Origin of the sequence: Rhodoferax sp. (assembly GCF_023700745.1) — a bacterium.
Classification (GTDB): Bacteria; Pseudomonadota; Gammaproteobacteria; order Burkholderiales; family Burkholderiaceae_C; genus Rhodoferax.
Map to the genome: position 1 here is coordinate 51,448 of NZ_JAMPYG010000015.1, position 23,266 is coordinate 74,713.

Here is a 23,266-nt window from a genome sequence, read left to right on the forward strand (position 1 = left end):
CCAGCTTATTTTTGCAGCGCTTCGTCGAGCACTTCGATCCAGTGCCGCACGGGTGTGTCGGTACCGCTTTGCAGGTGCGTGATGCAGCCGATGTTGGCTGACACAATTTGCTCGGGGGCTTGGTCGCCAAAGGTGGTGGCCAGATTGCCCAGCTTGCGGTCGCGCAGCTGGTAAGACAAAGTGGGGTTGAGTACGCTGTAGGTGCCCGCCGAGCCGCAGCAAAGGTGCGCCTCGCAGCCCGTGGTCTTGACGTTGAAGCCCAACTCGCCCATGTATTTCTCAACCCCGCCGCGCAACTGCATGCCGTGTTGCATCGAGCAGGGCGGATGAAAGGCGATGCGGCTGGCGCTGCCCGCCACCCGGCTCTTGAGCTTGCCCACCAGATCGGGCAGCCATTCGCTCACGTCCTGGGTGAGTTCGCTGACGCGCCGGGCTTTGGCGGCGTAAGCGGGGTCATCTCGCAGGATGTGGCCGTAGTCCTTCACGGTGACGCCACAGCCCGACGCGTTGATGACGATGCCTTCCACGCCAGCTTCAATCGATGGCCACCAGGCGTCGATATTGGCGCGCATCTGTGCCATGCCGCCGTCCTGGTCGTTAAGGTGAAACTTGACGGCGCCGCAGCAACCCGCCTTGGGCGCCACCACGCACTGGATGCCGGCAGCGTCAAACACCCGTGCCGTGGCGCTGTTGATGTTCGGGCTCATGGCGGGTTGCACGCAACCTGCCAGCACCAGCACCTTGCGGCTGAGTTCGCGTGTGGGCGTTTCGCCGGCGTTCTTTTTTGCCGGCACCTTGTTCTTCAAAGCGTGGGGCAGCAGGGGTCGCACCAGCTGCCCCATGGCCATGGCCGGGCCAAACAGCGGTGACGGCAGGCCTTCTTTCAAAGCCCAGCGCAAGGCGCGCTCGGCTGCCGGGCGCGGCACCTGGGCATCGACCAGTTTGCGGCCAATGTCGAGCAAATGGCCGTATTGGACACCGCTGGGGCAGGTGGTTTCACAGTTGCGGCAGGTCAGGCAGCGGTCCAGGTGCATTTGGGTCTTGCGGGTTGGCACGGCGCCTTCGAGCACCTGTTTCATCAGGTAAATGCGGCCGCGCGGCCCGTCAAGCTCGTCACCGAGCAGCTGGTAGGTGGGACAGGTGGCGGTGCAAAAACCGCAATGCACACACTTGCGCAGGATGGCCTCGGCCGCCAGGCCATCGGGCGTGCCCTGGTATTGGGCGCTGAGTTGAGTTTGCATAGGCTTTTTGTTTTTAGATGTCGGCGTACATGCGGCCCGGATTAAAGATGCCTGCCGGGTCAAATTCGGCTTTGAGGCGGCGGTGGATTTGTGCGACGGCCGGTGTCAACGGGCTGAAACTGCTTTTGCCACCGGTCGTGCTGGCGCTCGAAGAGATGAAAATACTGGCGGAACCGCCAATCGCGGTAACGACTTGGCGCAGCTGTTCCCGCGCCGATTCAGGCGCCCAGAGCCAGCGCTGGCCGCCATGCCATTCCACCAACTGGGGCCAGGGCAGGTCCAGCACCGGTGCCGTTTGCGGCACGCTCAGGCGCCACAGGGCCAGCGCCTCGGTCGCCGGGGCGGTAAAGAAAGGTAGTTTCAGGTCGCGGCAGGCGGTCCAGTCGGGTCCGGCCTGGGCATTGTCCATGCGGCTGCCGGGCACGTCAGCCAGCATCCTGGTGCAGGCCGACTCAACCGCGGCCATGGCGCCACGCAAGCGCACAAACAACAACTCAGGGCGGTCGGCAGCGGTGTCGTCGCGTACCCAACAGCTGGCATTGAGCGGCAGCGGCTGCGCACCCCAGCGGTGCAGTTGCGCCAAGGCGCTGGCCTGGTCAAGCGCAAACACCAGGGTGGCTTCTGCCGGCGCCACCGGCAGCACTTTGAGCGAGATCTCGGTCAGCAGCCCGAGTGTGCCCATGGCCCCGACCATCAGGCGCGAGACGTCGTAGCCGGCCACGTTTTTCATGACCTGGCCGCCAAAGGTGAGGTGCTCGCCACGACCATTGACAAACTGCAGACCCAGTACATAGTCACGCACGGCGCCGGCGTTGGCCCGTGCGGGGCCGCTCAAGCCTGCCGCCACCATACCGCCGCACGTGCCCCTCAAGTCACCAAATCTTGGTGGCTCAAACGCCAGACACTGGCCTTGCTCGGCCAGTGCAGCCTCGAGTTCGGCCAACGGAGTACCGGCACGCACTGTGACCACCAGTTCGCTGGGCTCGTAACTGACGATGCCATGGCAAGACGTGGTGTCGAGCAACTCGCCGTGCAGCGTTTCGCCGTAAAAGTCTTTGCTGCCACCACCACGAATGCGCAACGGGGTACGCTGCGCCGCCGCAGTGTTGATTTGGTCAATAAGGTGATGCAGGGCAGTGTCCATGGGTGTTCACAGGTGAAACGACGGACCCGATGGTAGAACACAAGCTATGTGCCCGGTATTGAATTTTTTGAACACCCTGTGTTCGAAAAATTGTGCTGATGCCTTGTCTTGTCTCGGGGTTGCGTCACGGCGAGCCCTTTGGCAGGCTCAGCACAGGCTGCAGCGCGGCGGTCCTCAGCGCTGCGGTAAATACGCCAGCAGGGCATCCCGCCAATGACGCAATGTCCGGGCAGATTGCCAGAGCCACCAGAGCTTGCCCGTCCAGGAAAGAGCCCGTTTTGGCTTGAGGATCAGTAACAACGCCAGCACACCGGCGGGCCACTGCGGGTGCTGGTAGAGCCAGAGCAGGCTCGCCTTGACTTGGTCGGCCATGGCCGCCGGGCGCTGCAGGCTGTGTAAATTGGCGCGCAATTGCAGGCGCAACTCGGTGCTGCGAATCAGCAGGCGCTGCTGGCGCAGCTGGAGCTCATTGGGGTTCATTGGACGCTGGGGCGGTGAAGGCGGCGCGGTCGCGTTCCAGCTCGGCCAGGCTGGTGCTGAACAGGTTGGACTCGGCGCTGAGCCTGCGCTGGGCCATTTGCAGCAAAAATAGTCCACCGCCCAAAAAGAGCAAGGCCAGCACGCCCACAGCGGCCAGGCGGTAGCTGTCCCACAGCAGCAAAATCACAAAGCCGCAAAACAGCACCACTGCCACCGTCAAACACATGAAGGCAGTGGCACCCCAAAACAGCCCGGCGGCCAGGCGTTGTTTTTCCAGTCCAAGCTCGGTACCCAACAGGGCCAGTCGAACCCGAAAGAGTTCGATGACGCTGCCCAAAGACTGTTGCAACTGGCCGAACAGACCGGCGTTGTCGCCTGGCATGGGCTTTAGCGGCGGCTGATCAGCAGCCCGACCACCAAACCCACACCGGCAGCGATGCCGATGGATTTCCACGGATTTTCATGAACAAACACGTCGGTGGCGTGGCCAGCGGCCTTGGCCTTTTCTACCGTGGCCTGTTGCAGATGGAGCAACTCGACCTTGGCCTTGCTCATGCGGTCACGCACGCGCTCACGCAATTGGACGGCGCTTTCGCCGGCCTGGTTGGCGGTGAGTTTCAGCAACTCTTCTGCATCGGCAATACCCTGGTGCAGATCGTCCATGAGTTTGTCTTTGCTGTGTTGCAGGGCGTCTGTCATGATAAATCTCCTGTGAGGTTGAAAACTGGAATTTTCAGTTTAATCCCGGTCAGGACGGAATGCACGTTTTTGAACTTTTAGTTTTCACAAGCATGAGAAATATCATGCAGATCCATCCTGGAAAAAGTTGACTGGCAACCCGGCGACCTCAACCCGCATCGACAGCACCGAACCGGACCGCGGATACGCCGCCAGCTCGGTGGCGCTGCGGTGGTGGCGGGCGCTGGTAAGGTACAGGGTTTTGAGGTCTTCACCGCCAAAACACGGCATGGTGGGGCATTGCAGCGGCACGGCAAACTCGGCCAGCAGGCTGCCGTCGGGCGCGAACTGGCATACCCTGCGGCCTTCGAACATGGCCACCCAGTAATTGCCTTGCACATCAACCGCGGCGCCGTCCGGGCGACCCCGGTAGCCGCCGTTGCTGGCATCCAGCGTATCCGTTAGCCAGCCCTCGGGTTTGGCCTTGAAACGGACAAATTCACGTTGCGCGCTCAAGCTGTTGGTCGCCAGGTCATGGTCCCAAGCCCACACGGTGTGGCTGGGCGTGTCGGCCCAGTAAAGGGTGCCGTTGTCCGGGCTCCAGGCCAGGCCGTTGGCGGTGGTGGCGGGCTGGTCAGTCGGGCCGACCATGCAATGCACTTGCGCTGCGCCGGTGTTGGCCATGTCACGGCCATCAATACAAAAAAGGGCCGCATTGTGCAGGGTTCGGGTTTCGTCGATGGTGCCCACCCAGAAGCGTCCCAGCGCATCGCACTTGCCGTCGTTGGCGCGCATGTGCGTGGGGTCGTAGTCCAGCGTGGCCAAAAGCTGCAGCGGCCCGCCCCAGGTCTGCGCCCTGAACACACCGTGGCGCAGCGCCATCACCAGCCCGCCGCTGGCTGCCGGGGCAATGCAGCCGGGCTCACCGGGCAGGTCCCAGGTCTCCAGCGTGCCCATGTCAATGTTGGCGCGCAGGATCTGCTTGCCCGAAATATCAACCCAGTACAGCATTTGCTCTTGCGGATGCCAGAAGGGTGATTCGCCCAGGGCGGCCATGTGCGGTACGGCGGTTTGCCAGGCTTCTGGCGCGTAGGCGGGGTGAACGATCATGTTGGCACCGTGTGGTTTTCAGGAGCGGCTATTGTGCGTGCTGGTCCAATTCAATCTGTTGTCCCCGCTTTTTAAAGTTTTATGCCCCCTGCCTTGCCCCGCATGGCCTGAACAGCGCGTGTCACAAAAAAGCCGGGCCACACAACGTGGCCCGGCTGCGCAGGTACTGGCCGATCAGCGCGTACCAAGGAAAATCAGACCATCCGATTTGGCGCTGTTGAGACCCATCGCGATGAGTTGCCGGTTCACGCTGTCGTAAGTGGCAACGCCAGTCACAACGGTGCCACTGCCCAGTGCGCAGAAGTTGCCGGTGAATGTCAACTGAAGGTTGTAAATATTTTTGCCCGAAGCTCGAGGGGTTGCTGTGCCCGAGGTTGTGCAGGTCAGGCTGCCCGAGACGAAGCTGCTCGAAATGTTGCCATTGACATCAACCACCACGGTGGTGGTTTGGGGTGATGTGGTGCCAGTCACTGCCCAACCCGTGTAGCTGCCAGCCAGATTTGCCAGCGACGCTGGTTGATCATAAGAAGTATCGTAGGTGCCGGTAAATTGGGTACCGTCAGATACATTGAAATTGATCGTTCCTTTCGTTGAGACACTGCCGGTAAAGGTACCGCTACCGCTGGTTCTGGTGACGAAATTAAAACCTGTGCCGGAGCCCGATAGCGTTGTGCCGCTGGTGCTGGTCATGCCGTAAACAGCGCCCTTCACCGAGCTTGAGTTGCCATAAAGCCCCCAGGTTTCGCCATTTTCCAGGATCGCCAAACTGGCCTGGGTACCGTTGCTGGTGGTGCCGCTCCAGAATCCTTCTGCGGATGCTGTGGTGGGTGTCGTCGTTGTCCCGTCTCCGCCTCCGCCGCCGCAAGCGCTCAAGACCAGTGCCGCAGCCAATGCTGTCAATCGCTTCATTTGAAAACTCCCTGTAAATCCCCGGCGACATGCCGGGGTGATACAAATCTTACTCCTAAATAGTCTGAAATAGACTATTCCAAATCAGGGTAGAGCATTCATGTTGTGCCCACCTCCATTTATCACCCCCGTTACCAGGCTCTGCGCCGTGCCATGGAGCTCGCGCGCAAAACTGCCGGGTTAACGCAGGTGCAAATGGCTGAGAAACTCGGGGTTGGGCAGTCCTACGTCTCCAAAATTGAGCGCGGCGAAAGCTACGTGGATGTGATGACGTTTGTGGACTGGTATGGGGCTTGTGGCTTGAAGCCGGGTCTGGCCCTGGATCAATGGCTGCAAGTCATGCCTGAAGACACCCAGATAGCCTGATCGGCTGGATCAGCCTGGCAATGGATTCAATGGTAAGTGAGTCAGCCATCAAGCGGGCAGTCGCCTTGCACCAATAAAAAACCCACCGCAGCCGAAGCCGCAGTGGGTTTCATCCCGCAAGGGAATACTGATTAGCGGCTGTAAGCCGTTTCGCCGTGCGATGTGACGTCCAGACCTTCGCGCTCATGCTCTTCAGACACACGCAGACCAATCGTCAGGTCAACGATTTTGAAGGCAATGAACGACACCACACCAGACCAGATCACGGTGGTCAATACCGCCTTGGTTTGAATCCAGACTTGCGATGCAATGGAGAAGTTGTCGGCCGTCACCATGGACGCGGTGACCCAATCGGCCACGTAGCCAGGGCCGCCCAGGGCCGGGCTGTTGAAGACGCCGGTCAGGATGGCACCCAGGATGCCGCAGACACCGTGCACACCAAACACGTCGAGCGAGTCGTCAGCGCCGAGCAGTTTCTTCAGGCCGTTCACGCCCCACAGACCGGCAAAACCAGCCAGGAAACCGATGATGAGTGCACCGCCGATGCCGACGTTACCGGCGGCCGGGGTGATGGCCACCAGACCCGCCACGCAACCGGAGGCCGCACCCAGCATGGACGCCTTGCCACGCATCAGCGCCTCGCCGATGCACCAGGCCAGCACTGCCGCCGCGGTAGCGCCAAAGGTGTTGATGAAGGCCAGGGCGGCAAAACCGTTGGCTTCCAGCGCAGAACCCGCATTGAAGCCAAACCAGCCGACCCACAGCAGTGATGCGCCAACCATGGTCAGCGTCAGGTTGTGCGGTGCCATGGATTCCTTGCCATAGCCGATACGTTTGCCCACCATGTAGGCACCGACCAGGCCCGCTACAGCGGCGTTGATGTGCACCACGGTGCCGCCAGCAAAGTCGAGCGCGCCAGACTGCCAGATGTAACCGGCTTTGGCATTGAGGCCGTCCACCAAGTCGGCGGCGGTGTAAGCGTCAGGGCCCATCCAGAACCACACCATGTGGGCAATCGGGGCGTAGCTGAAAGTGAACCACAGCACCATGAACATCAGCACGGCTGAAAACTTCATGCGCTCGGCAAAGGCACCCACGATCAGGGCGCCGGTGATGCCGGCAAAGGTGGCCTGGAAAGCCGCGAACACGATCTCGGGAATGACCACGCCCTTGCTGAAGGTAGCGCCATTGGCAAAGGTGCCCGCAGCGTTGTCCCAGATCCCGGCCATGAAGAGCCGGTCAAAGCCGCCAAAGAACGCGTTGCCCTCGGTAAACGCCAGGCTGTAGCCGTAGATGAACCACAGCACCACGATCATCGAGAACGTGACCATGACCTGCATCAGCACCGACAGCATGTTCTTGGAGCGCACCAGGCCACCATAGAACAGTGCCAGGCCAGGGACGGTCATCAAGATCACCAGCAGGGTGGAAACCATCATCCAGGCGGTGTCGCCCTTGTTCGGAACCGGGGCTGGTGCCGCTTCTGCGACGGCCGGTGCGGCAGGCGCAACTGCCGGTGCGGCAGCGGGGGCTTCAGCCGGTTTGGCTTCGGCCATGGCAGCGACGGGCGCTGCTTCGGAGGCGGCGGGTGCCGCAGGGGTTTGGGCCATGGCGGTGCTGCCAAGCAACAGACTCAAACCCAGGGTCAGGGAGGCAAGTAGTTTTTTCATGTTGATGATCTCATGTCTGGTTTGTTGGTTAGAGCGCTTCCACGCCGGTTTCACCGGTACGAATGCGGATGACCTGCTCGATGGGCGTGACAAAAATCTTGCCGTCGCCGATCTTGCCGGTGCGCGCCGCGCCCTCGATGGTCTCGATGACACTTTCGACCAGTTCGTCGGCCACGGCGGCTTCGACTTTGACTTTGGGCAAAAAGTCCACCACATACTCGGCACCGCGGTAGAGCTCGGTGTGGCCTTTTTGGCGACCAAAGCCCTTGACTTCGGTCACGGTGATGCCCTGCACGCCGATGCTGGAGAGCGCTTCGCGCACCTCATCGAGCTTGAAGGGTTTGATGATGGCGGTAACAAGTTTCATGCAGACTCCTTGGATAGGTAAACGTCATTGGTACCGGGTGATTGAGGCTTCATAAGCCACCCAACGGTTAAATGGACAGGCTTGTTAAGCAGGGTTCATGCCAGATCCTTTTCCAGCCATGTCGATCCGGCCGTTGCCCTGGGTGCGGCACTTTGCGCTAAGATGTCTGTATAAATAAACAGTTTGCACCATAAAGGTGCGTATTTTGTTTGCCTGTTGGCGGTAAACGCACTTTTTTATGTGAGGTGACGCCATGAGTTTGTCTTTGGTGCAGAGCCGGGCCTTGCTGGGGCTGGAGGCTGCTGCGGTCACCGTCGAGGTGCATCTGGCCAATGGGCTGCCCAGTTTCACGCTGGTGGGTCTGGCCGACGTGGAGGTCAAGGAAGCGCGCGAGCGGGTTCGCTCGGCCTTGCAAAATTCTGGTCTGGAGTTTCCCAGCAACAAAAAAATCACGGTCAATCTGGCACCCGCCGACCTGCCCAAGGATTCTGGCCGTTTTGATCTGCCGATTGCGCTGGGCATCCTGGCGGCCAGCGGCCAGATCGATGCCAGCAAGCTGGCGGGGTATGAGTTTGCCGGTGAACTGTCGCTGTCGGGCGAACTGCGCGCGGTGCGTGGCGCGCTGGCCATGAGCCTGGCATTACACGCCAGTCATGTCGTGACCCGGCTGGTGTTGCCGCCGGGCAGCGCCGAAGAAGCCGCGCTGGTACCTGACGCGCAGGTTTACCGGGCGCAGCATTTGCTCGACGTGGTGCAGTATTTCCTGCCGCAGGCGGCGGATACCCCCCCTGTTGAACCCGCCAGCGGCTGGAGTCGCGTCAGCGCGGTGACGCAAATGCAGGAAGCGCACTACCTTGATATGGCCGATGTCAAGGGCCAACTGGGTGCCAAACGGGCGCTCGAGATTGCCGCAGCCGGTGGCCACAGCCTGCTGCTGACGGGGCCGCCAGGCTCGGGCAAGTCGATGCTGGCGCAGCGTTTTGCCGGCCTGTTGCCGCCCATGAGCACCGATGAGGCGCTGCAAAGCGCCGCCATTGCCAGCCTGGGCGGGCGTTTCGCGCTGGCGCAATGGGCGCAGCGGCCGACCTGCCACCCGCACCACACTGCCAGTGCGGTGGCGCTGGTGGGTGGTGGTTCGCCGCCGCGCCCGGGCGAAATTTCACTGGCGCACCATGGCGTGCTGTTTCTCGACGAATTTCCCGAGTTTTCGCGTGCCGCGCTGGAGGCCCTGCGCGAGCCGCTTGAAACCGGACGTATCACTATTTCCCGGGCGGCGCAGCGCGCCGATTTTCCGGCCCAGTTCCAGTTGATCGCCGCCATGAACCCGTGCCCGTGCGGCTATCTGGGCTCAACGCAAAAGTCCTGCCGCTGCACGCCCGACCAGGTGGCGCGCTACCAGGGCAAGCTCAGCGGTCCGCTGGTGGACCGCATTGACCTGCATGTGGACGTGCCCGCAGTGGCCAGCACCGAACTGCTGCAGGCGCCCGCTGGCGAGTCCAGCACCGACATCCGCGCGCGCTGCCTTGCGGCACGCGAGCGCTCGCTGGCGCGTCAGGGGGTGACCAACCAGGCCTTGCAGGGAGGGGCGCTGGAGCAGCATCTGTTGCTGGACGAGGCAGCGGCCAAATTCCTCAACGTGGCGGCCACCCGCCTGGGCTGGTCGGCACGCAGCGTGCACCGGGCGCTCAAGGTGGCGCGCACCATCGCCGATCTGGCCGCTGCCCGCAGCACCCAGGTCACCCATGTGGCCGAGGCCATGCAGTACCGGCGGGCCATGCGTACCAGCTAAAGCATGTCATCGAACCGTTTTGATGCTGCCTTTGTGCTGCGCCTGTCGCTGGCGCAGCTCATCAGCTGGGGCAGTGTTTTCTACCTGTTTTCCCTGCTGATCGAGCCGCTGGAACGCGACTTGGGCCTGAGCCGGGCTGAAGTGTCGCTGGCGTTCAGCCTGGGCTTGCTGGCGGAGGGCCTGATGGCCTACCCGGTGGGCCGCTGGATTGACCGCGGCCATGAGCGTGCCGTGATGACGGCAGGCTCCCTGCTGGCCGGGCTGTGCCTGGTCTTGCACAGCGTGGTGACCGGCCTGACCGGGTTGTATGCGGTCTGGCTGGGTTTGGGGGCGGCCATGGCGGCGGTGTTGTATTCGCCGGTTTTTGCTCTGCTGACCCGACGCTTTCCAAATGACTTTCGCCGCGCCATCATCACACTGACTTTTTTGGGTGGTTTGGCCAGCACGGTGTTTATTCCGCTGACGGCCTGGCTCATGCAGGTGTTGGGTTGGCGTGATGCCCTCGTGGGGCTGGCTGGTTTGCACCTGCTGGTGTGTGCGCCGCTGCATTGGCTCACTTTGCGCGGGGCGCCTGCACGCAGGAAGTCTGTGGCGCACAACGCGGATGACCGTGCAAGCAGTTTGCGGCCTTTGTTGCGCAGTGCGCCCTTTCTGCTGGTGGGTGTCTTCACGGTATTGATGATGTCGGTGACGGTGGCCATTCCGGCGCACATGGTGAGTTTGCTGCGTGAAAACGCCTTGCCCGAGTTCTGGGTGATTGCGCTGCCCGCCGCCATTGGCGCGGTGCAGGTGCTTGGGCGCCTGTTGCTGTATTTCTTTGAGCACCATGCAGACCTGCACCGGGTGAACCGGCTGGTGCCGCTGCTGATTCCGCTGGGTGTGCTGGCGCTGTTGCTGGCACCAACGACTGGCGCATGGCAGGTCGCCGTGGTGGTCCTGTTTGTGCTGCTCTACGGGCTCGGCAATGGCATGCTAACCATCGTCAAGGGAACGGCCATTGCCGAGTATGTGAGCCGGGACCATGTCGCCACGCTCAACGGCGCTCTGGGTGTGCCGCTGGCGCTGGCACGGGCGGCGGCACCGCTGTTGCTGGGGCTGATGTGGTCACCCCAGGCCGGTTACAGCCATGGGCTGTGGTTGTTGTTGGGCCTGAGCGGCGTGGGCGTGGCCGCCCTGATGCTGGTGCAGCGCCTGCATTTGCGCCAGGCCAACCCGGAGTCGTCAGGGTTCAGCGGCTGACGCCGGGCGCCGGCGCGCGTGCCACAGCAGGCTCGGACGCGCGCAAGTGAACCGTCTGGGGTACGTTGGCCTGCGTGCCACTGCTTTCCGTAGCGGATGCCGGTTGCCCTGGGGCTGCCGTTGTGGCCGGGCCAGTGGCGGCGCTGTTTGCCGCTGCCGATACCGGTGCATTAACTGCGGGCGCGGTGCTGGCGGGCAACACCACCAAGCGCGGTTCCTGGGGCTGGGCCTGGATGCGGATCAGCGCCGCACCCATGGCCAGCACGATGACCATGACGACGGCCACCGCGGCCCACAGGGCTGTGTTGCTACCTGTTTGGGCGGGGGTACTGCGCGGTGTCGCCATGGATTTCTCCTGATCCTCCAGGGGGTCACAAATTCGGCGCCAGCAGGCGCTGCAGATCGCGCTCGTTCATGCCGCGCCGCGCTGCCAGATCCTTGAGCTGGTCGTCACCAATTTTGCCGACGTTGAAATAGGTGCTGTCAGGGTGGCCGAGGTAGAAGCCGCTGACACTGGCCGCCGGGTTCATGGCCAGGCTTTCGGTCAGCGTCATGCCGATGTCTTCGCAATGCAGCAGTGCGAACATGTCTTTTTTCACGCTGTGGTCGGGGCAGGCCGGGTAACCGGGCGCCGGGCGAATACCCTGGTATTTTTCTGCAATCAGCTCGGTGGCCGCCAGCGATTCCTGCGCCGCGTAGCCCCACAGGTCGGCGCGCACCTTTTTGTGCAGGCATTCGGCGAAGGCTTCGGCCAGCCGGTCGGCCAGCGACTTGAACAGGATGGCGCTGTAGTCGTCGTGGGCCGCCAGGAACTGCGCTTCCTTTTTCTCGCTGCCGATGCCGGCGGTGACCGCAAAGACGCCGACATAGTCTGACGCGGCGGTTTTGGGCGCCACAAAGTCGGCCAGGCAGCGGCTTGGGCGCATGACGCCGTCGATCTCTTCCTTGGCCGCTTGCTGGCGCAGGCCGTACCAGGTCATGGCGACGGTGTTGCGGTTCTCGTCCGTATAAAGCGCGATGTCGTCGTCGTTGACGCTGTTGGCAGGGTAAATGCCAAGCACGCCATTGGCAGTCAGCCAGCGTCCTTCGATGATTTTCTTCAGCATGGCCTGGCCGTCGGCATAAACCTTTTTGGCCTCGGCACCGACCACTTCGTCGTCCAGGATCGCCGGAAACGGCCCGGCCAGGTCCCAGGTCTGGAAGAACGGACCCCAGTCGATATATTGCGCCAATTCGGCCAGATCAAAGTTCCTGAAGACGCGCCGGCCAATGAATTTGGGTGTCGTCGGCTGGTAGCCGGACCACTCCACCGGCGTCTTGTTGGCACGCGCTTTGGCCAGTGGCCACAGCGGCGTCTGCTTTTTGTTGGCGTGCTGCTGGCGCACGCGCGCGTAGTCGGTGTTGAGTTCTTCCACAAAACTGCCAATCCCCTCGCCCAGCAGATTCTGCGCCACGCCCACGCTGCGCGAGGCATCGGGCACATAGACCACCGGGCCTTCATAGTGCGGCGAAATCTTGACGGCGGTGTGCACCCGGCTGGTGGTGGCGCCGCCAATGAGCAGCGGAATTTTGCGGATACGGAAGTAGTCGTCCTTCTGCATCTCGCCAGCGACATAGGCCATTTCTTCCAGGCTGGGCGTGATCAGGCCCGACAGGCCGATGATGTCGGCGCCTTCGGCCTTGGCGCGCGCCAGGATCTCGTGGCAGGGCACCATCACGCCCATGTTGACGACGTCAAAGTTGTTGCATTGCAAGACCACGGTGACGATGTTCTTGCCGATGTCGTGCACGTCGCCCTTGACGGTGGCGATGATGATCTTGCCCTTGGTCTGCACGTCGCGACCTGCCGCTTCATCGCGCAATTTTTCTTCTTCGATGTACGGAATCAGGTGCGCCACCGCCTGCTTCATCACGCGCGCGCTTTTCACCACCTGCGGCAAAAACATCTTGCCCTGGCCGAACAGGTCGCCGACGACGCTCATGCCGGCCATCAGCGGGCCTTCGATCACATGCAGCGGCCGCCCGCCCTTGGCCACAATGGCCTGGTAGGCTTCTTCGGTGTCGCTGACAATAAAGTCGGTGATGCCGTGCACCATGGCGTGACTCAGGCGTTGCTCCACGCCGATCGGGTGATCAGGGGTGCCACGCCATTCGAGCTTTTTCGACGCATCCTTGGCCCCACTTTTTGCCGTCTCGGCAATTTCCACCAGGCGCTCACCGGCGTCCGGGCGTCGGTTCAGCACCACGTCTTCGACGCGCTCGCGCAGTTCGGGTTCCAGGTCGTCGTAGACGCCGACCATGCCGGCGTTGACGATGCCCATGTCCATGCCGGCTTTGATCGCGTGGTACAGGAACACGGTGTGGATGGCTTCGCGCACCGGATCATTGCCGCGGAAAGAAAAGCTCACGTTGGACACGCCGCCGGACACCTTGGCACCAGGCAGGTGCTGCTTGATCCAGCGTGTGGCGTTGATGAAGTCGACCGCGTAGTTGTTGTGTTCTTCAATGCCGGTCGCGATGGCGAAGATGTTGGGGTCAAAAATGATGTCTTCCGGCGGGAAATCCACCTCGTCGACCAGAATGCGGTAGGCGCGTTCACAGATCTGGATCTTGCGCTCGTAGGTGTCGGCCTGGCCCTGTTCGTCAAACGCCATCACCACCGCAGCGGCGCCGTAGCGGCGCAGCAGCTTAGCCTGCTGTTTGAAGGCTGCCACGCCTTCCTTCATGCTGATGGAATTGACCACCGCCTTGCCCTGTACACAGCGCAGGCCGGCCTCGATCACGCTCCATTTGCTCGAATCAATCATCACCGGGACGCGCGAGATGTCGGGCTCGGAGGCAATCAGGTTCAGGAAACGCACCATGGCGGCCTGGCTGTCGAGCATGGCCTCGTCCATGTTGATGTCGATGATCTGGGCGCCGTTTTCGACCTGCTGGCGCGCCACGCTCAGCGCCTGTTCATAGTCGCCATTCAGGATCATGCGGGCAAAGGCCTTGGAGCCGGTCACGTTGGTGCGTTCGCCCACGTTGACAAACGTGGCTGTCTGAGGGCTTGGGGATGGCTCTTTGGCGCTGTCCCCAGCGGGTTGAAACGCCTCAGCCGACGGCAGGACACCGATCGTCAACGGCTCCAGGCCGGACAACTTCATGGGGGGGACATTCATATCGGTCATGCAACTCACCTGTAAACATCAAATAATCAGGTGAGCGTCGTTGTGAGTATCCAAGCCTGACAAGCTGCTTAAGCTTGCTGCAACGCTCCTTGGAGGGGGTTGATTTTAGATGTTTTATGTGGCTACGCGTTTGCAAACCGGTCGACTTGGCGAACCAAAGGCATTTCATCTCGCAAAAAGTAGATCTACCATAAGGTTCGTGACAGAGATTCGCTCTATAGTGTTGTGTTGCAACGAACCAACCAACCAAGAAGCACGAGGACATCCATGGCAAATCCAAAAATCATCTACACGCTCACTGACGAGGCCCCCTTACTGGCGACGTGTTCTTTTCTTCCTGTCATCCGCACGTTCACCGCGCCGGCGGGAATCGACATTGAAAAAAGTGACATTTCAGTGGCCGCCCGTATCCTTGCTGAGTTCCCCGACTACCTGTCCGACGCGCAAAAAGTGCCGAACACGCTGGCTGAGCTGGGTCGCCTGACGCTGCTGCCAGACACCAACATCATCAAGTTGCCGAACATCAGCGCGTCCGTGCCGCAATTGACCGCCGCCATCAAGGAATTGCAAGCGCGCGGCTACAAAATTCCTGATTTCCCTGAAAACCCGAAGACAGACGAAGAAAAGAGCATCAAGACACGCTACTCCAGGTGCCTGGGCAGCTCCGTCAATCCGGTGCTGCGCGAAGGCAACTCGGACCGTCGTGCGCCATTGGCCGTCAAGCGTTACGCCCGCAAGAACCCGCATTCCATGGGCAAGTGGAGCATGGCGTCACGCACCCACGTCGCACACATGACGCATGGCGATTTTTACCACGGTGAAAAGTCGATGACGCTGGACAAGGCGCGTGACGTCCGGATGGAACTGGTCGGCAAAAGCGGTAAGATCACCGTGCTCAAACCCCTGACCAAGCTGCTGGCGGGCGAGATCATCGACAGCATGTTCATGAGCAAAAAAGCGCTGTGCGAGTTTTACGAAGAGCAACTCGAAGACGCCCGCCAGACCGGTGTCATGTTCTCGCTGCACGTCAAGGCGACGATGATGAAGGTCTCGCACCCCATCGTCTTCGGCCACTGCGTCCGGATTTTCTACAAGGAAGCGTTCGAAAAACACGCCAAGTTGTTTGAGGAACTGGGTGTCAATGTCAACAACGGCATGTCCAACCTGTACGACAAGATTGCCCACCTGCCCGAATCCAAACGCGAGGAAATCGAACGCGACCTGCACGCCTGCCACGAACACCGGCCCGAGTTGGCCATGGTTGATTCGGCCAAGGGCATCACCAACTTCCACTCGCCGAGCGATGTGATCGTCGACGCCTCCATGCCCGCCATGATCCGCATCGGCGGCAAGATGTGGGGTGCTGACGGCCGCCCGAAAGACACCAAGGCCGTGATGCCCGAGAGCACCTTTGCCCGCATCTACCAGGAGATGATCAACTTCTGCAAGACCAACGGCAATTTCGATCCGGTGACCATGGGCACCGTACCTAACGTCGGCCTGATGGCGCAGCAGGCTGAAGAATACGGTTCACACGACAAAACCTTTGAAGTGCCGGAAGATGGCCAGGCCAATATCGTCGATATCGCCACAGGTGAAGTGCTGCTCTCGCAAAACGTCGAAGCCGGTGACATCTGGCGCATGTGCCAGGTCAAGGACGCGCCGATCCGTGACTGGGTCAAGCTGGCCGTCACCCGTGCCCGCAATTCCGGCATGCCGGCCATTTTCTGGCTGGATCCGTACCGTCCGCATGAAAACGAACTGATCAAGAAGGTCGAAACTTACCTGAAAGAGCACGACACCACGGGTCTCGACATCCAGCACATGTCGCAAGTGCGCGCCATGCGTTACACGCTGGAGCGGGTCATCCGTGGCATGGACACCATCTCGGTCACCGGCAATATCCTGCGCGACTACCTGACCGATCTGTTCCCGATCATGGAACTCGGCACCAGCGCCAAGATGCTGTCGATCGTGCCCCTGATGGCGGGTGGCGGCATGTACGAAACCGGTGCCGGCGGCTCTGCGCCCAAGCATGTCAAGCAACTGGTGGAGGAAAACCATTTGCGCTGGGATTCGCTCGGTGAATTCCTCGCACTGGCCGTGTCACTGGAGGATTTGGGGCTGAAAACGGGCAACAAGAAAGCCACGATTCTGGCCAAAACGCTTGACGATGCCACCGGAAAATTGCTCGACAACCGCAAGTCACCTTCTGCCCGTACCGGCGAGCTTGACAACCGTGGCAGCCAGTTTTATCTGGCCATGTACTGGGCGCAAGAACTGGCCGGGCAGACCGAGGACAAGGAGCTGCAGGCGCATTTTGCGCCACTGGCCAAGGCACTGACCGACAACGAGGCGCAAATCACCGCCGAACTGAAGGCGGTGCAGGGCAAGTCGGTGGACATTGGCGGTTATTACCTGGCCGACGCCGACAAGGTCAAGGCGGTGATGCGACCCAGCGCCACTTTCAATGCCGCCTTGAACGCCATGCGAGGCTGATGGTCGAATCGGGCTGAACTGTGCCACGGCACAGGTGTTCAAGGGCAGAGGGAGAGAATCCTTCTGCCCTTTTTGCTGGTGCTCTAGACGTTTTCCCAGCGCCCGCTACTGCCGGACTGGTACAGGGCGTCCAGGATGCGCATGTTGGAGATGGCGTCGTCGAGTCCATAGGGCAGGTCGATTTCTCCGCGCACCGCTTGTGAGAACGCATCGCCCTGCAGGGCGTACATGTCGCAGGGAGACAGGGTTTCCGCCACGGCTGAGGCGCCACCGGGCGCACTGGCATCGTCCACAAAAATCCGGGTGGCCCCGCCTAGCGGTGCGTTGAACGGAATCTCAAGCTCCAGGCGCTTCTTCGTGCCAATGGCCTGCACGCGCTGGTAAGGCACCGATTGGGTCGACACCGTGAAATCAAGCCGCCGCCCGTCACCAAAGTCGACAATGGCCGTTACCGTGCGATCGGTCTGAAAGTCCGGGTCCCGGTCGATCAGGGCCACCGCGCGCAGCGGCTCCGATTCAAACAGAAAGCGTCCCGCCACAATGGCGTAGCAGCCAATGTCATAGAGTGCACCGCCACCGACTTCTGGCAGGTTGCGGATGTTGTCAGGCTGGCGGTTGAAATACGAGAAAAACGCCTGCACCGTGCGCAGTTCACCCAGGGCGCCGCTGCGCACCAGCTCGCGTGAGCGCAGCCACTGCGGGTGAAACCGCACCATGAAGGCTTCCATGATGTGCACCTTGCCCGCCACTTCGCGCAGTTCTTCGGCTTGGCGCGCGTTCATGGCAAAGGGTTTTTCACACAGCACGTGTTTGCCTGCGCGGGCGGCGGCCAGCGTCATGGCCACATGCTGGTCGTTGGGCAGCGGGTTGTAGATGGCTTCAATGTCAGGGTCGGCAAACAGCTCGTCATAGGAGCCGTAGGCCTTGGCGATACCCATTTCGCGAGCTACTTTTTGTGCTTGCGCCAGCGAGCGTGAGGCGATGGCGCCGATGTGGCTCCACTGCCCCTTTTGCATGGCCGGGATGACTTTTTCGCGGCCGATTTTGGCGGTACTCAGAATACCCCAGTTGACTTTTTTCATGATGCTTGCCTTTGTTTCTTGACGATGCAACCGTTCACCCTGAACCTGGTCGAAAAGTGGTTCACGCTAAACCGACAAACATTGTAGAAACTGGCCCGAATCAGCAATGCCAAAATGCCGACATGCACAACACGCCCTTTCCTCCCGATGCGCCGCAACCACCTGTCAAACAAGCCAACAATCCTTTGCATGGCATCACTCTGGAAGCCATGCTGACCGCCTTGCAGGCCCACTATGGCTGGCCAGGTTTGGCGCAACGCATCCCGGTACGCTGCTTCACGCTGGATCCCAGCATAGCCTCCAGCCTCAAGTTTCTGCGCAAAACGCCGTGGGCGCGGGAGAAGGTGGAAGGACTTTATCTTTTTATGTTGCGCGAGATGCGCCGTGGAAAAGCCGGCCATGCGTGACGCAACCCCCAAGGCCGCGCCCATCCTGCAACTTGCGGGGGTGACGTATTGCTTGCCTGACCGCGTGCTGTTCGAAAACAGGTCTCTCGATATTCCGGCCGGGCTCACCCTGGTTCGCGGGGGTGAAGGCAGCGGCAAAACCAGGACCTTGCTGCTTTTGGCAGGTCTTTCCCCACCTGTCGAGGGAACGCTCACGCTCAAGGGTGTGTCGTTGTCGACCGCCCATGCGGCTTATTGCCGGCAGGTTTTCAGGGTCGACCCTCGCGCCGATACGCATGACGCCATACCGGTGGGCCATTTTTTCAGTTCGCTGGAGGTGCTGTATCCCAATTTCAGTCCGACCGACCTGGCCGACCTGGTGGCAGGCTTTTCATTGCAGGCACAGCTGGACAAGTGCCTGTACATGCTCTCGACCGGCACCAGGCGCAAAGTGCTGCTGGCCGCCGCTTTGGCCAGCGGCGCAGCACTGACCCTGCTGGACGAACCTTTTGCCGCGCTGGACCGTCCCTCGGTCATGTTCCTGCATGCGGTGCTGACCGATGCGGCCCACCACCCCCACCGGGCTTTTGTCATTGCTGATCATGAAGCGCCAGAGGGTATCCCCTTGGCCGCGTGCATTGATTTGGCCTGAAATACCGTTTAACCATAGCAACGTGTGAGTTCCAGAATCCTTCCCCGGCGCGCAAAAGACTGCCGCAGGCGTTGCGTCTCGGCTTTTTCCCGGCGCGTCAGCTCGCCGCCGCCCAGTCGCTCGCCCCAATAGCCATTGACCACCAGGGTCTTGATGTCTGCCTTGGCAATGTGTTTGAGCAGCCCAGCGGCAAAGCCTGCTTGCAAATACAGCGTGACATCGTTGATGAACAGGATGTCGCGCCTGCTGCCCGGGAGTTGCGCGAGCAGCGCTTCGATGGCATGTGCATTGCGCACGGCTTTTGCCATCGCCTCAGCTTCTGAGGTGGAGCTCAGTCGCGGTGCATCGAGGTGTGTGCGCAGGTCGAGCACACCGCTGGCGGGCGGCGGCAGCAGGCTGCCACCGGCACCGACCAGGCCCCGTTCAAGTGCCAATGCCTCCGGAATATGCGGTGCCATATCGATGAGGGCGATGCGTGTTCCCAAACCCTGCTGGCACAGTTGGACCAGCCATTGGCGACAAAGCGTCGTTTTGCCGGTATTGACATCGCCCATGATGAACAGGTGCTTGCCCAGGCAATCCTCGTTTTGAAGTTCGCTCATCACTTGTCCGCCACACCTTCTTTGGGCTGGTAGGTCTCTGGCAGCAAGAACAGCATGACGGCGCCAGCGAGGTAGATCACACAGGTTACGGCCAGACCCGTTTGCAGGCCATTCGTCTGACCGATCACGCCGATGGTAAAGGGGGCCATCATGGCGCCGATGCGGCCCATGTTCCAGCAAAAGCCCCCTGCGTAGGCGCGCAAGTGGGCGGGAAACAGTTCGGCGTAATACGCCCCCAGGATGCCGCCTGCGCCACACAGGGCAAAGCCAACGACCGCACCCCACCAGAACAGAAACATCGGATGCTGAACAACGATGTAGATGGCGATGGAAATCGCACAGACGATAAAGGCGGTCATCATCGCGCGGCGACGCCCGATCTTGTCGGCAAGCAAACCGAAGAACTGAAACCCAAAGAACATGCCCACGTACATGACAAAGGAAAATCCGAGCATGGTCGTCATGCTCAACCCGCGCTCTTGGATCAGGAAGGTCGGAATCCAGAAAGCCGCACCCCAGTAACCTGCCAAATTCACGACGCTGATCAACGTGGCTGGCAGCGTGATACGGGCCAGTCCGCCAGAAAAAATGGCGCCAAAGCTAACGCCCGACTTTGCTGTTGGGCTGCTCCTGGGCGTCCTTTGACGGTCTGGCGGAATCAGGTGATGGACCAGCAAGGCGGCCGGAATCGACGCCGCACCCGCGACAAAAAGCCATTGCCATTGCACGGCCATCACCCAACGGCCTACCAGTGCGGCAACGATGGCACCTATGGCGAAGCTGCTGAACACAAACGAGACAGCGCGTCCGCGGTACTGGGGCGCCCAGTGGTCTGCGATCAGCGCAGCGCACGGCCCCCAAACGCCGCCGATGGCCAGCCCGGTCAAAAATCGCAGCGCCATCCACGGCAGCCAGCCATCGATGAAATAAACCGCACCCATGCCGACGCCCAACCAGCACAGTGCCAGCACGAGTGCGAAGCGGCGGCCGTAGTTTTCGGCAATCAGTCCGAAGAGGATGCTTCCGATCATGGCGCCCAGCATCGTCGCCGATCCAAGCAGTCCGCCCTCGGGCAAAGAAATTGCAAGCACCTTCAGCAGGACCGGCATGGCGATGGCCAGCACCATCAGGTCAAAACTATCGAAAAAATAGGTGATGAAGGTCGCCCATAAGACTTTCCAGCGTTGCGGTGTCCCGCTGGATGGGCGATATCGATGGGTGAGGTCGGCAGTGTCACTGCGGTGTGTGGTCATGACCAAGGCTGTCTCCAGAGTGGTGGAAGATGCCTGCAGGGGTTCCGGTATGTCTGCACAACACGTGACGTGTCAGTTCCGGAGCCAAATTGCGTTGTTCCCTACGCGGGAATGACCCCGATCAGGTTCAGCGGGTTCCACGATGGTGGTCTCAGCCCCGACTTTCGTCTTGGGCACCCCGACAAGCGAAATCATTGTAATACGTGATGGCGCAGTTTCCGGTTTGCCGCACCCTGCACCTGGTCACTTGGAACCCTGCCGCTAAGCTGTTTCTTTGTAAAAATAACCGCGCTGCAGGGGGCGACCGGCCAGAGGGGCCACGGCATCATGAATCGCGCCAATGTGGTCCGGCGTGGTGCCGCAGCAGCCGCCGACGATGTTGACCAGGCCTTCTGCCGCAAATTCGCCCAGCAGGCGGCTGGTGTCGGCCGGGGTTTCGTCAAAGCCGGTGTCGCTCATCGGGTTGGGCAGGCCGGCGTTGGGGTAGCAACTGATGAAGGTGTCGGGCGCAGCCTTGGCCAGCTCCTGAATATAGGGGCGCATCAGGGCGGCCCCCAGGGCGCAGTTCAGGCCCACCGCCAGCGGCCGGGCGTGGCGCACGCTGTGCCAGAACGCGGTCACGGTCTGGCCGCTCAGGATGCGACCCGAGGCGTCGGTCACGGTGCCGCTGATGATGATGGGCAGGCGCTCACCCGAGGCTTCAAAGTATTCGTCAATGGCAAACAGCGCCGCCTTGGCGTTGAGGGTGTCAAAAATGGTTTCCACCAGCAGCGCGTCGGCACCGCCTTGCACCAGCGCTTCGACCTGCTCGTAATAGGCAGCGCGCAGCTGTTCAAACGTGACGTTGCGGGCGCCGGGGTCGTTGACGTCGGGGCTGATGCTGGCGGTTTTGGGCGTGGGTCCAAGGGCACCCAGCACGAAACGCGGCTTGCCGGGGGTGGAGAACTTGTTGCAGGCGGCACGGGCCAGCCTGGCCGAGACCAGGTTCATCTCGAAGGCGAGGTCGGCCATGTCGTAGTCGGCCTGGGCCACGCTGGTGGCGCCAAAGGTGTTGGTTTCGATCAGGTCGGCACCGGCGGCGAGGTAGCGCTCGTGGATGTCGCGGATGACATCCGGGCGTGTCAGGCTCAAGAGTTCGTTGTTGCCTTTCACATCCTTGTGAAAGTCCTTGAAACGCTCGCCCCGGTACTGGGCTTCGTCGAGCTTGAAGCGCTGGATCATGGTGCCCATGGCGCCGTCAAGCACCATGATGCGGTGTTGCAATATCTCGGGCAACTGTTGTCCGCGGGTGTAAGAAGGTATGTTCATGGGGCTATTGTAGAAAGTGGGCCGTATCGAAGGCCCCGGCCCAAGGCAACGGCTGCCGCGCCGTCATTTGGCGATGGAACAGTGCCCGCCGCTGACGGCCTGGCCGGAGCCCGCCGCGATCAGGGGCGGCTCCTGGCGAAGGTTGATGGGGGGGGATGCTGTCCAGTCCCAGACCAGAAACGTGCCTAGCACCAGCCAGAATATCAGTTGCATGCGGAATTTTTGTGACATGTGTCTTCTCCGTCAAAACTGATAATGGCGGCGCACACGGATGCCGACCAGGGTACCTGCAAAGGCCAGCGGCACCCAAATCCAGCCGTGCAGACTGCCGGTGGAAATGCCGCTGAGCATCGCGCCGATGTTGCAGCCAAAGGCCAGGCGCGAACTGTAGCCCATCACAAAACCGGCCAGCAGTCCCACCAGCCATTGCCGTCCCGTCAAGGCCTGGGCACTGGCTGGCGTGCTGGCAGAGACCCACAAGGCGCCACCGAGAATACCGATGTTTGTGATGGATGTGACGTCCAGCAACACTGACTGCCCGAGTCGCTCGGCATTGCCGGCCTGGCTCCAGAACATATTCGCGCTGGGGTCGAATAGCCCCAAACTCACTGCTCCCTTTGCTGCCCATAAGCCAAATCCGTAGACGACGCCCCAGGGTTGCCCGGCGATGAGCAGGTTCAGCGTGGCCAGCAGGGTCAAGGCCGCGGCGCCCCATAGCCAGCGCTTGTCCAACCAGGTGCGGCCCGTACCCACCCAGACCCGTACCAACAACAGCAGCAGCCCCAGCAGTCCCAGGGTGAACGCCAGAGCCGGCAGTGTGCCCAGTTCGGCTGGCAAACTGACGGGTTCGATTTGCCCCAGTGCCAGCCAGCGGTCGATGTGTGCAGAACCTAGAAAGCTGCCCAGCGTGAACAACGGCAATATGGCCATATTCAGGGGCACACCCAGGCCCGCCTTGTAGAGCGTGCCGGAGCCGCAGCCATCGGCAATCTGCATGGTCAGGCCAAAAAAGAACGCGCCTACCAGCAGACTGATGCTGGGTGGACCAAGTGCGGCATGCAGTTCGGGGAACTGCGCCAGCAGCGGTAGCGCCAACACGCTGGCGCCGGCCAGCAGCACAATCTGCCCGGTCACGCCCTGTGGGTTGCGCTGTTCAACCAGCAGTCGCCATCCGGTGGTGAAGCCAAAGCGGGCACTTGCCAGGGTCGCACCCATGCCAGCGCCAACGAGCAGCAGCACGGCCTGCCGGATCGACACCTGCAAGGCCAGGAAAATGAAAAAGGCGGCCAGCAAGGCCGCCATGGAGAATCGTTTCATG

General features: G+C 61.3%; 23 protein-coding genes and 2 riboswitches. Of the genes, 6 read left to right on the plus strand and 17 right to left on the minus strand.

What is annotated here, in order from left to right:
- Positions 1 to 5: 5 nt before the first annotated feature.
- The 7 genes from glcF to NDJ10_RS12000 form a co-directional block, all read right to left on the minus strand.
- Positions 6 to 1,241, minus strand: coding sequence for a glycolate oxidase subunit GlcF (gene glcF / locus NDJ10_RS11970; RefSeq protein WP_296162490.1), 1,236 nt, complete (start codon positions 1,239 to 1,241; stop codon positions 6 to 8).
- Positions 1,242 to 1,254: 13 nt separating this feature from the next.
- Complete coding sequence (gene glcE / locus NDJ10_RS11975; RefSeq protein WP_296162492.1) at positions 1,255 to 2,385, minus strand: glycolate oxidase subunit GlcE; 1,131 nt, start codon at positions 2,383 to 2,385, stop codon at positions 1,255 to 1,257.
- Positions 2,386 to 2,559: 174 nt separating this feature from the next.
- Entirely contained in the window at positions 2,560 to 2,865 is a 306-nt protein-coding gene (locus tag NDJ10_RS11980; protein WP_296162494.1) for a YqjK family protein, read from the minus strand.
- Positions 2,852 to 3,247 (minus strand): phage holin family protein, encoded by a 396-nt coding sequence (locus NDJ10_RS11985; protein WP_296162496.1) that lies wholly within the window; start codon positions 3,245 to 3,247, stop codon positions 2,852 to 2,854. Before NDJ10_RS11985 ends, NDJ10_RS11980 begins: the two co-directional genes overlap by 14 nt.
- 5 nt (positions 3,248 to 3,252) lie before the next feature.
- Complete coding sequence (locus tag NDJ10_RS11990; RefSeq protein ID WP_296162497.1) at positions 3,253 to 3,564, minus strand: DUF883 family protein; 312 nt, start codon at positions 3,562 to 3,564, stop codon at positions 3,253 to 3,255.
- Between the two features lie 102 nt (positions 3,565 to 3,666).
- A complete protein-coding gene (locus NDJ10_RS11995) occupies positions 3,667 to 4,599 on the minus strand; it encodes an SMP-30/gluconolactonase/LRE family protein (RefSeq protein ID WP_296162555.1) in 933 nt (310 codons plus the stop codon).
- 228 nt (positions 4,600 to 4,827) lie between these two features.
- Positions 4,828 to 5,526, minus strand: a complete 699-nt coding sequence (locus tag NDJ10_RS12000; protein ID WP_296162499.1) for a hypothetical protein — start codon at positions 5,524 to 5,526, stop codon at positions 4,828 to 4,830.
- Positions 5,527 to 5,715: 189 nt separating this feature from the next.
- Between NDJ10_RS12000 and NDJ10_RS12005 the strand changes: the two genes are divergently transcribed.
- Entirely contained in the window at positions 5,716 to 5,928 is a 213-nt protein-coding gene (locus NDJ10_RS12005; RefSeq protein ID WP_296162557.1) for a helix-turn-helix transcriptional regulator, read from the plus strand.
- Positions 5,929 to 6,059: 131 nt separating this feature from the next.
- Here NDJ10_RS12005 and amt read toward each other — a convergent pair whose 3' ends face one another.
- Both amt and glnK read right to left on the minus strand, forming a co-directional pair.
- Complete coding sequence (gene amt / locus NDJ10_RS12010; RefSeq protein WP_296162500.1) at positions 6,060 to 7,598, minus strand: ammonium transporter; 1,539 nt, start codon at positions 7,596 to 7,598, stop codon at positions 6,060 to 6,062.
- Between the two features lie 28 nt (positions 7,599 to 7,626).
- Positions 7,627 to 7,965: a P-II family nitrogen regulator gene (gene glnK / locus NDJ10_RS12015; RefSeq protein ID WP_296162503.1), complete on the minus strand. Its 339-nt coding sequence runs from the start codon at positions 7,963 to 7,965 to the stop codon at positions 7,627 to 7,629.
- A gap of 253 nt (positions 7,966 to 8,218) precedes the next feature.
- On the opposite strand from glnK, the gene NDJ10_RS12020 reads away from it, so the two are divergent.
- Positions 8,219 to 9,754: a YifB family Mg chelatase-like AAA ATPase gene (locus NDJ10_RS12020; RefSeq protein WP_296162506.1), complete on the plus strand. Its 1,536-nt coding sequence runs from the start codon at positions 8,219 to 8,221 to the stop codon at positions 9,752 to 9,754.
- A gap of 3 nt (positions 9,755 to 9,757) precedes the next feature.
- The gene (locus NDJ10_RS12025; protein ID WP_296162508.1) at positions 9,758 to 10,993 is read left to right on the plus strand and encodes an MFS transporter; all 1,236 of its coding nucleotides are present in this window, start codon (positions 9,758 to 9,760) and stop codon (positions 10,991 to 10,993) included.
- Here the strand turns inward: NDJ10_RS12025 and NDJ10_RS12030 are convergent.
- Together NDJ10_RS12030 and metH are read right to left on the minus strand one after the other, a co-directional pair.
- On the minus strand, positions 10,983 to 11,339 hold the full coding sequence (locus NDJ10_RS12030) for a hypothetical protein (protein ID WP_296162510.1): 357 nt from the start codon (positions 11,337 to 11,339) through the stop codon (positions 10,983 to 10,985). The genes NDJ10_RS12025 and NDJ10_RS12030 overlap by 11 nt on opposite strands.
- A 25-nt stretch (positions 11,340 to 11,364) precedes the next feature.
- Positions 11,365 to 14,166: a methionine synthase gene (gene metH, locus NDJ10_RS12035; RefSeq protein WP_296162512.1), complete on the minus strand. Its 2,802-nt coding sequence runs from the start codon at positions 14,164 to 14,166 to the stop codon at positions 11,365 to 11,367.
- A gap of 25 nt (positions 14,167 to 14,191) precedes the next feature.
- A riboswitch (S-adenosyl-L-homocysteine riboswitch) is annotated at positions 14,192 to 14,263 on the minus strand.
- 170 nt (positions 14,264 to 14,433) lie between these two features.
- On the opposite strand from metH, the gene NDJ10_RS12040 reads away from it, so the two are divergent.
- Positions 14,434 to 16,665, plus strand: a complete 2,232-nt coding sequence (locus NDJ10_RS12040; protein WP_296162514.1) for an NADP-dependent isocitrate dehydrogenase — start codon at positions 14,434 to 14,436, stop codon at positions 16,663 to 16,665.
- 83 nt (positions 16,666 to 16,748) lie between these two features.
- On the opposite strand, the gene NDJ10_RS12045 is transcribed toward NDJ10_RS12040, so the two are convergent.
- A complete protein-coding gene (locus NDJ10_RS12045; protein WP_296162516.1) occupies positions 16,749 to 17,747 on the minus strand; it encodes a Gfo/Idh/MocA family oxidoreductase in 999 nt (332 codons plus the stop codon).
- A 122-nt stretch (positions 17,748 to 17,869) separates the two neighbouring features.
- Between NDJ10_RS12045 and NDJ10_RS12050 the strand changes: the two genes are divergently transcribed.
- On the plus strand, positions 17,870 to 18,154 hold the full coding sequence (locus NDJ10_RS12050) for a VF530 family protein (RefSeq protein ID WP_296162559.1): 285 nt from the start codon (positions 17,870 to 17,872) through the stop codon (positions 18,152 to 18,154).
- A complete protein-coding gene (locus NDJ10_RS12055; RefSeq protein WP_296162518.1) occupies positions 18,147 to 18,785 on the plus strand; it encodes an ATP-binding cassette domain-containing protein in 639 nt (212 codons plus the stop codon). Before NDJ10_RS12050 ends, NDJ10_RS12055 begins: the two co-directional genes overlap by 8 nt.
- An 8-nt stretch (positions 18,786 to 18,793) precedes the next feature.
- Here the strand turns inward: NDJ10_RS12055 and NDJ10_RS12060 are convergent, their stop codons facing one another.
- The 5 genes from NDJ10_RS12060 to NDJ10_RS12080 form a co-directional block, all read right to left on the minus strand.
- On the minus strand, positions 18,794 to 19,387 hold the full coding sequence (locus tag NDJ10_RS12060) for a hypothetical protein (protein ID WP_296162521.1): 594 nt from the start codon (positions 19,385 to 19,387) through the stop codon (positions 18,794 to 18,796).
- Complete coding sequence (locus NDJ10_RS12065; RefSeq protein WP_296162523.1) at positions 19,387 to 20,640, minus strand: MFS transporter; 1,254 nt, start codon at positions 20,638 to 20,640, stop codon at positions 19,387 to 19,389. Before NDJ10_RS12065 ends, NDJ10_RS12060 begins: the two co-directional genes overlap by 1 nt.
- A gap of 81 nt (positions 20,641 to 20,721) precedes the next feature.
- A riboswitch (TPP riboswitch) is annotated at positions 20,722 to 20,831 on the minus strand.
- A 70-nt stretch (positions 20,832 to 20,901) separates the two neighbouring features.
- A complete protein-coding gene (locus tag NDJ10_RS12070) occupies positions 20,902 to 21,948 on the minus strand; it encodes a homocysteine S-methyltransferase family protein (protein ID WP_296162525.1) in 1,047 nt (348 codons plus the stop codon).
- 63 nt (positions 21,949 to 22,011) lie between these two features.
- The gene (locus NDJ10_RS12075; RefSeq protein ID WP_296162527.1) at positions 22,012 to 22,179 is read right to left on the minus strand and encodes a hypothetical protein; all 168 of its coding nucleotides are present in this window, start codon (positions 22,177 to 22,179) and stop codon (positions 22,012 to 22,014) included.
- A gap of 12 nt (positions 22,180 to 22,191) precedes the next feature.
- Positions 22,192 to 23,265 (minus strand): YeeE/YedE thiosulfate transporter family protein, encoded by a 1,074-nt coding sequence (locus NDJ10_RS12080; RefSeq protein ID WP_296162529.1) that lies wholly within the window; start codon positions 23,263 to 23,265, stop codon positions 22,192 to 22,194.
- Between the last annotated feature and the right edge of the window lies 1 nt (position 23,266).

Bases quoted from the DNA above. Each gene is read 5' to 3' on its own strand.
- NDJ10_RS12055 (WP_296162518.1), top strand. From the start codon at position 18,147: ATGCGTGACGCAACCCCCAAGGCCGCGCCCATCCTGCAACTTGCGGGG.
- NDJ10_RS12080 (WP_296162529.1), bottom strand. From the start codon at position 23,265: ATGAAACGATTCTCCATGGCGGCCTTGCTGGCCGCCTTTTTCATTTTC.
- NDJ10_RS12045 (WP_296162516.1), bottom strand. From the start codon at position 17,747: ATGAAAAAAGTCAACTGGGGTATTCTGAGTACCGCCAAAATCGGCCGC.
- NDJ10_RS11990 (WP_296162497.1), bottom strand. From the start codon at position 3,564: ATGACAGACGCCCTGCAACACAGCAAAGACAAACTCATGGACGATCTG.
- metH (WP_296162512.1), bottom strand. From the start codon at position 14,166: ATGACCGATATGAATGTCCCCCCCATGAAGTTGTCCGGCCTGGAGCCG.
- NDJ10_RS11980 (WP_296162494.1), bottom strand. From the start codon at position 2,865: ATGAACCCCAATGAGCTCCAGCTGCGCCAGCAGCGCCTGCTGATTCGC.
- NDJ10_RS11995 (WP_296162555.1), bottom strand. From the start codon at position 4,599: ATGGCCGCCCTGGGCGAATCACCCTTCTGGCATCCGCAAGAGCAAATG.
- NDJ10_RS12030 (WP_296162510.1), bottom strand. From the start codon at position 11,339: ATGGCGACACCGCGCAGTACCCCCGCCCAAACAGGTAGCAACACAGCC.
- NDJ10_RS12065 (WP_296162523.1), bottom strand. From the start codon at position 20,640: ATGACCACACACCGCAGTGACACTGCCGACCTCACCCATCGATATCGC.
- NDJ10_RS12050 (WP_296162559.1), top strand. From the start codon at position 17,870: ATGCACAACACGCCCTTTCCTCCCGATGCGCCGCAACCACCTGTCAAA.
- NDJ10_RS12075 (WP_296162527.1), bottom strand. From the start codon at position 22,179: ATGTCACAAAAATTCCGCATGCAACTGATATTCTGGCTGGTGCTAGGC.
- NDJ10_RS12060 (WP_296162521.1), bottom strand. From the start codon at position 19,387: ATGAGCGAACTTCAAAACGAGGATTGCCTGGGCAAGCACCTGTTCATC.
- NDJ10_RS12005 (WP_296162557.1), top strand. From the start codon at position 5,716: ATGGAGCTCGCGCGCAAAACTGCCGGGTTAACGCAGGTGCAAATGGCT.
- NDJ10_RS12020 (WP_296162506.1), top strand. From the start codon at position 8,219: ATGAGTTTGTCTTTGGTGCAGAGCCGGGCCTTGCTGGGGCTGGAGGCT.
- glcE (WP_296162492.1), bottom strand. From the start codon at position 2,385: ATGGACACTGCCCTGCATCACCTTATTGACCAAATCAACACTGCGGCG.
- NDJ10_RS12040 (WP_296162514.1), top strand. From the start codon at position 14,434: ATGGCAAATCCAAAAATCATCTACACGCTCACTGACGAGGCCCCCTTA.
- NDJ10_RS12070 (WP_296162525.1), bottom strand. From the start codon at position 21,948: ATGAACATACCTTCTTACACCCGCGGACAACAGTTGCCCGAGATATTG.
- glcF (WP_296162490.1), bottom strand. From the start codon at position 1,241: ATGCAAACTCAACTCAGCGCCCAATACCAGGGCACGCCCGATGGCCTG.
- NDJ10_RS11985 (WP_296162496.1), bottom strand. From the start codon at position 3,247: ATGCCAGGCGACAACGCCGGTCTGTTCGGCCAGTTGCAACAGTCTTTG.
- NDJ10_RS12025 (WP_296162508.1), top strand. From the start codon at position 9,758: ATGTCATCGAACCGTTTTGATGCTGCCTTTGTGCTGCGCCTGTCGCTG.
- glnK (WP_296162503.1), bottom strand. From the start codon at position 7,965: ATGAAACTTGTTACCGCCATCATCAAACCCTTCAAGCTCGATGAGGTG.
- amt (WP_296162500.1), bottom strand. From the start codon at position 7,598: ATGAAAAAACTACTTGCCTCCCTGACCCTGGGTTTGAGTCTGTTGCTT.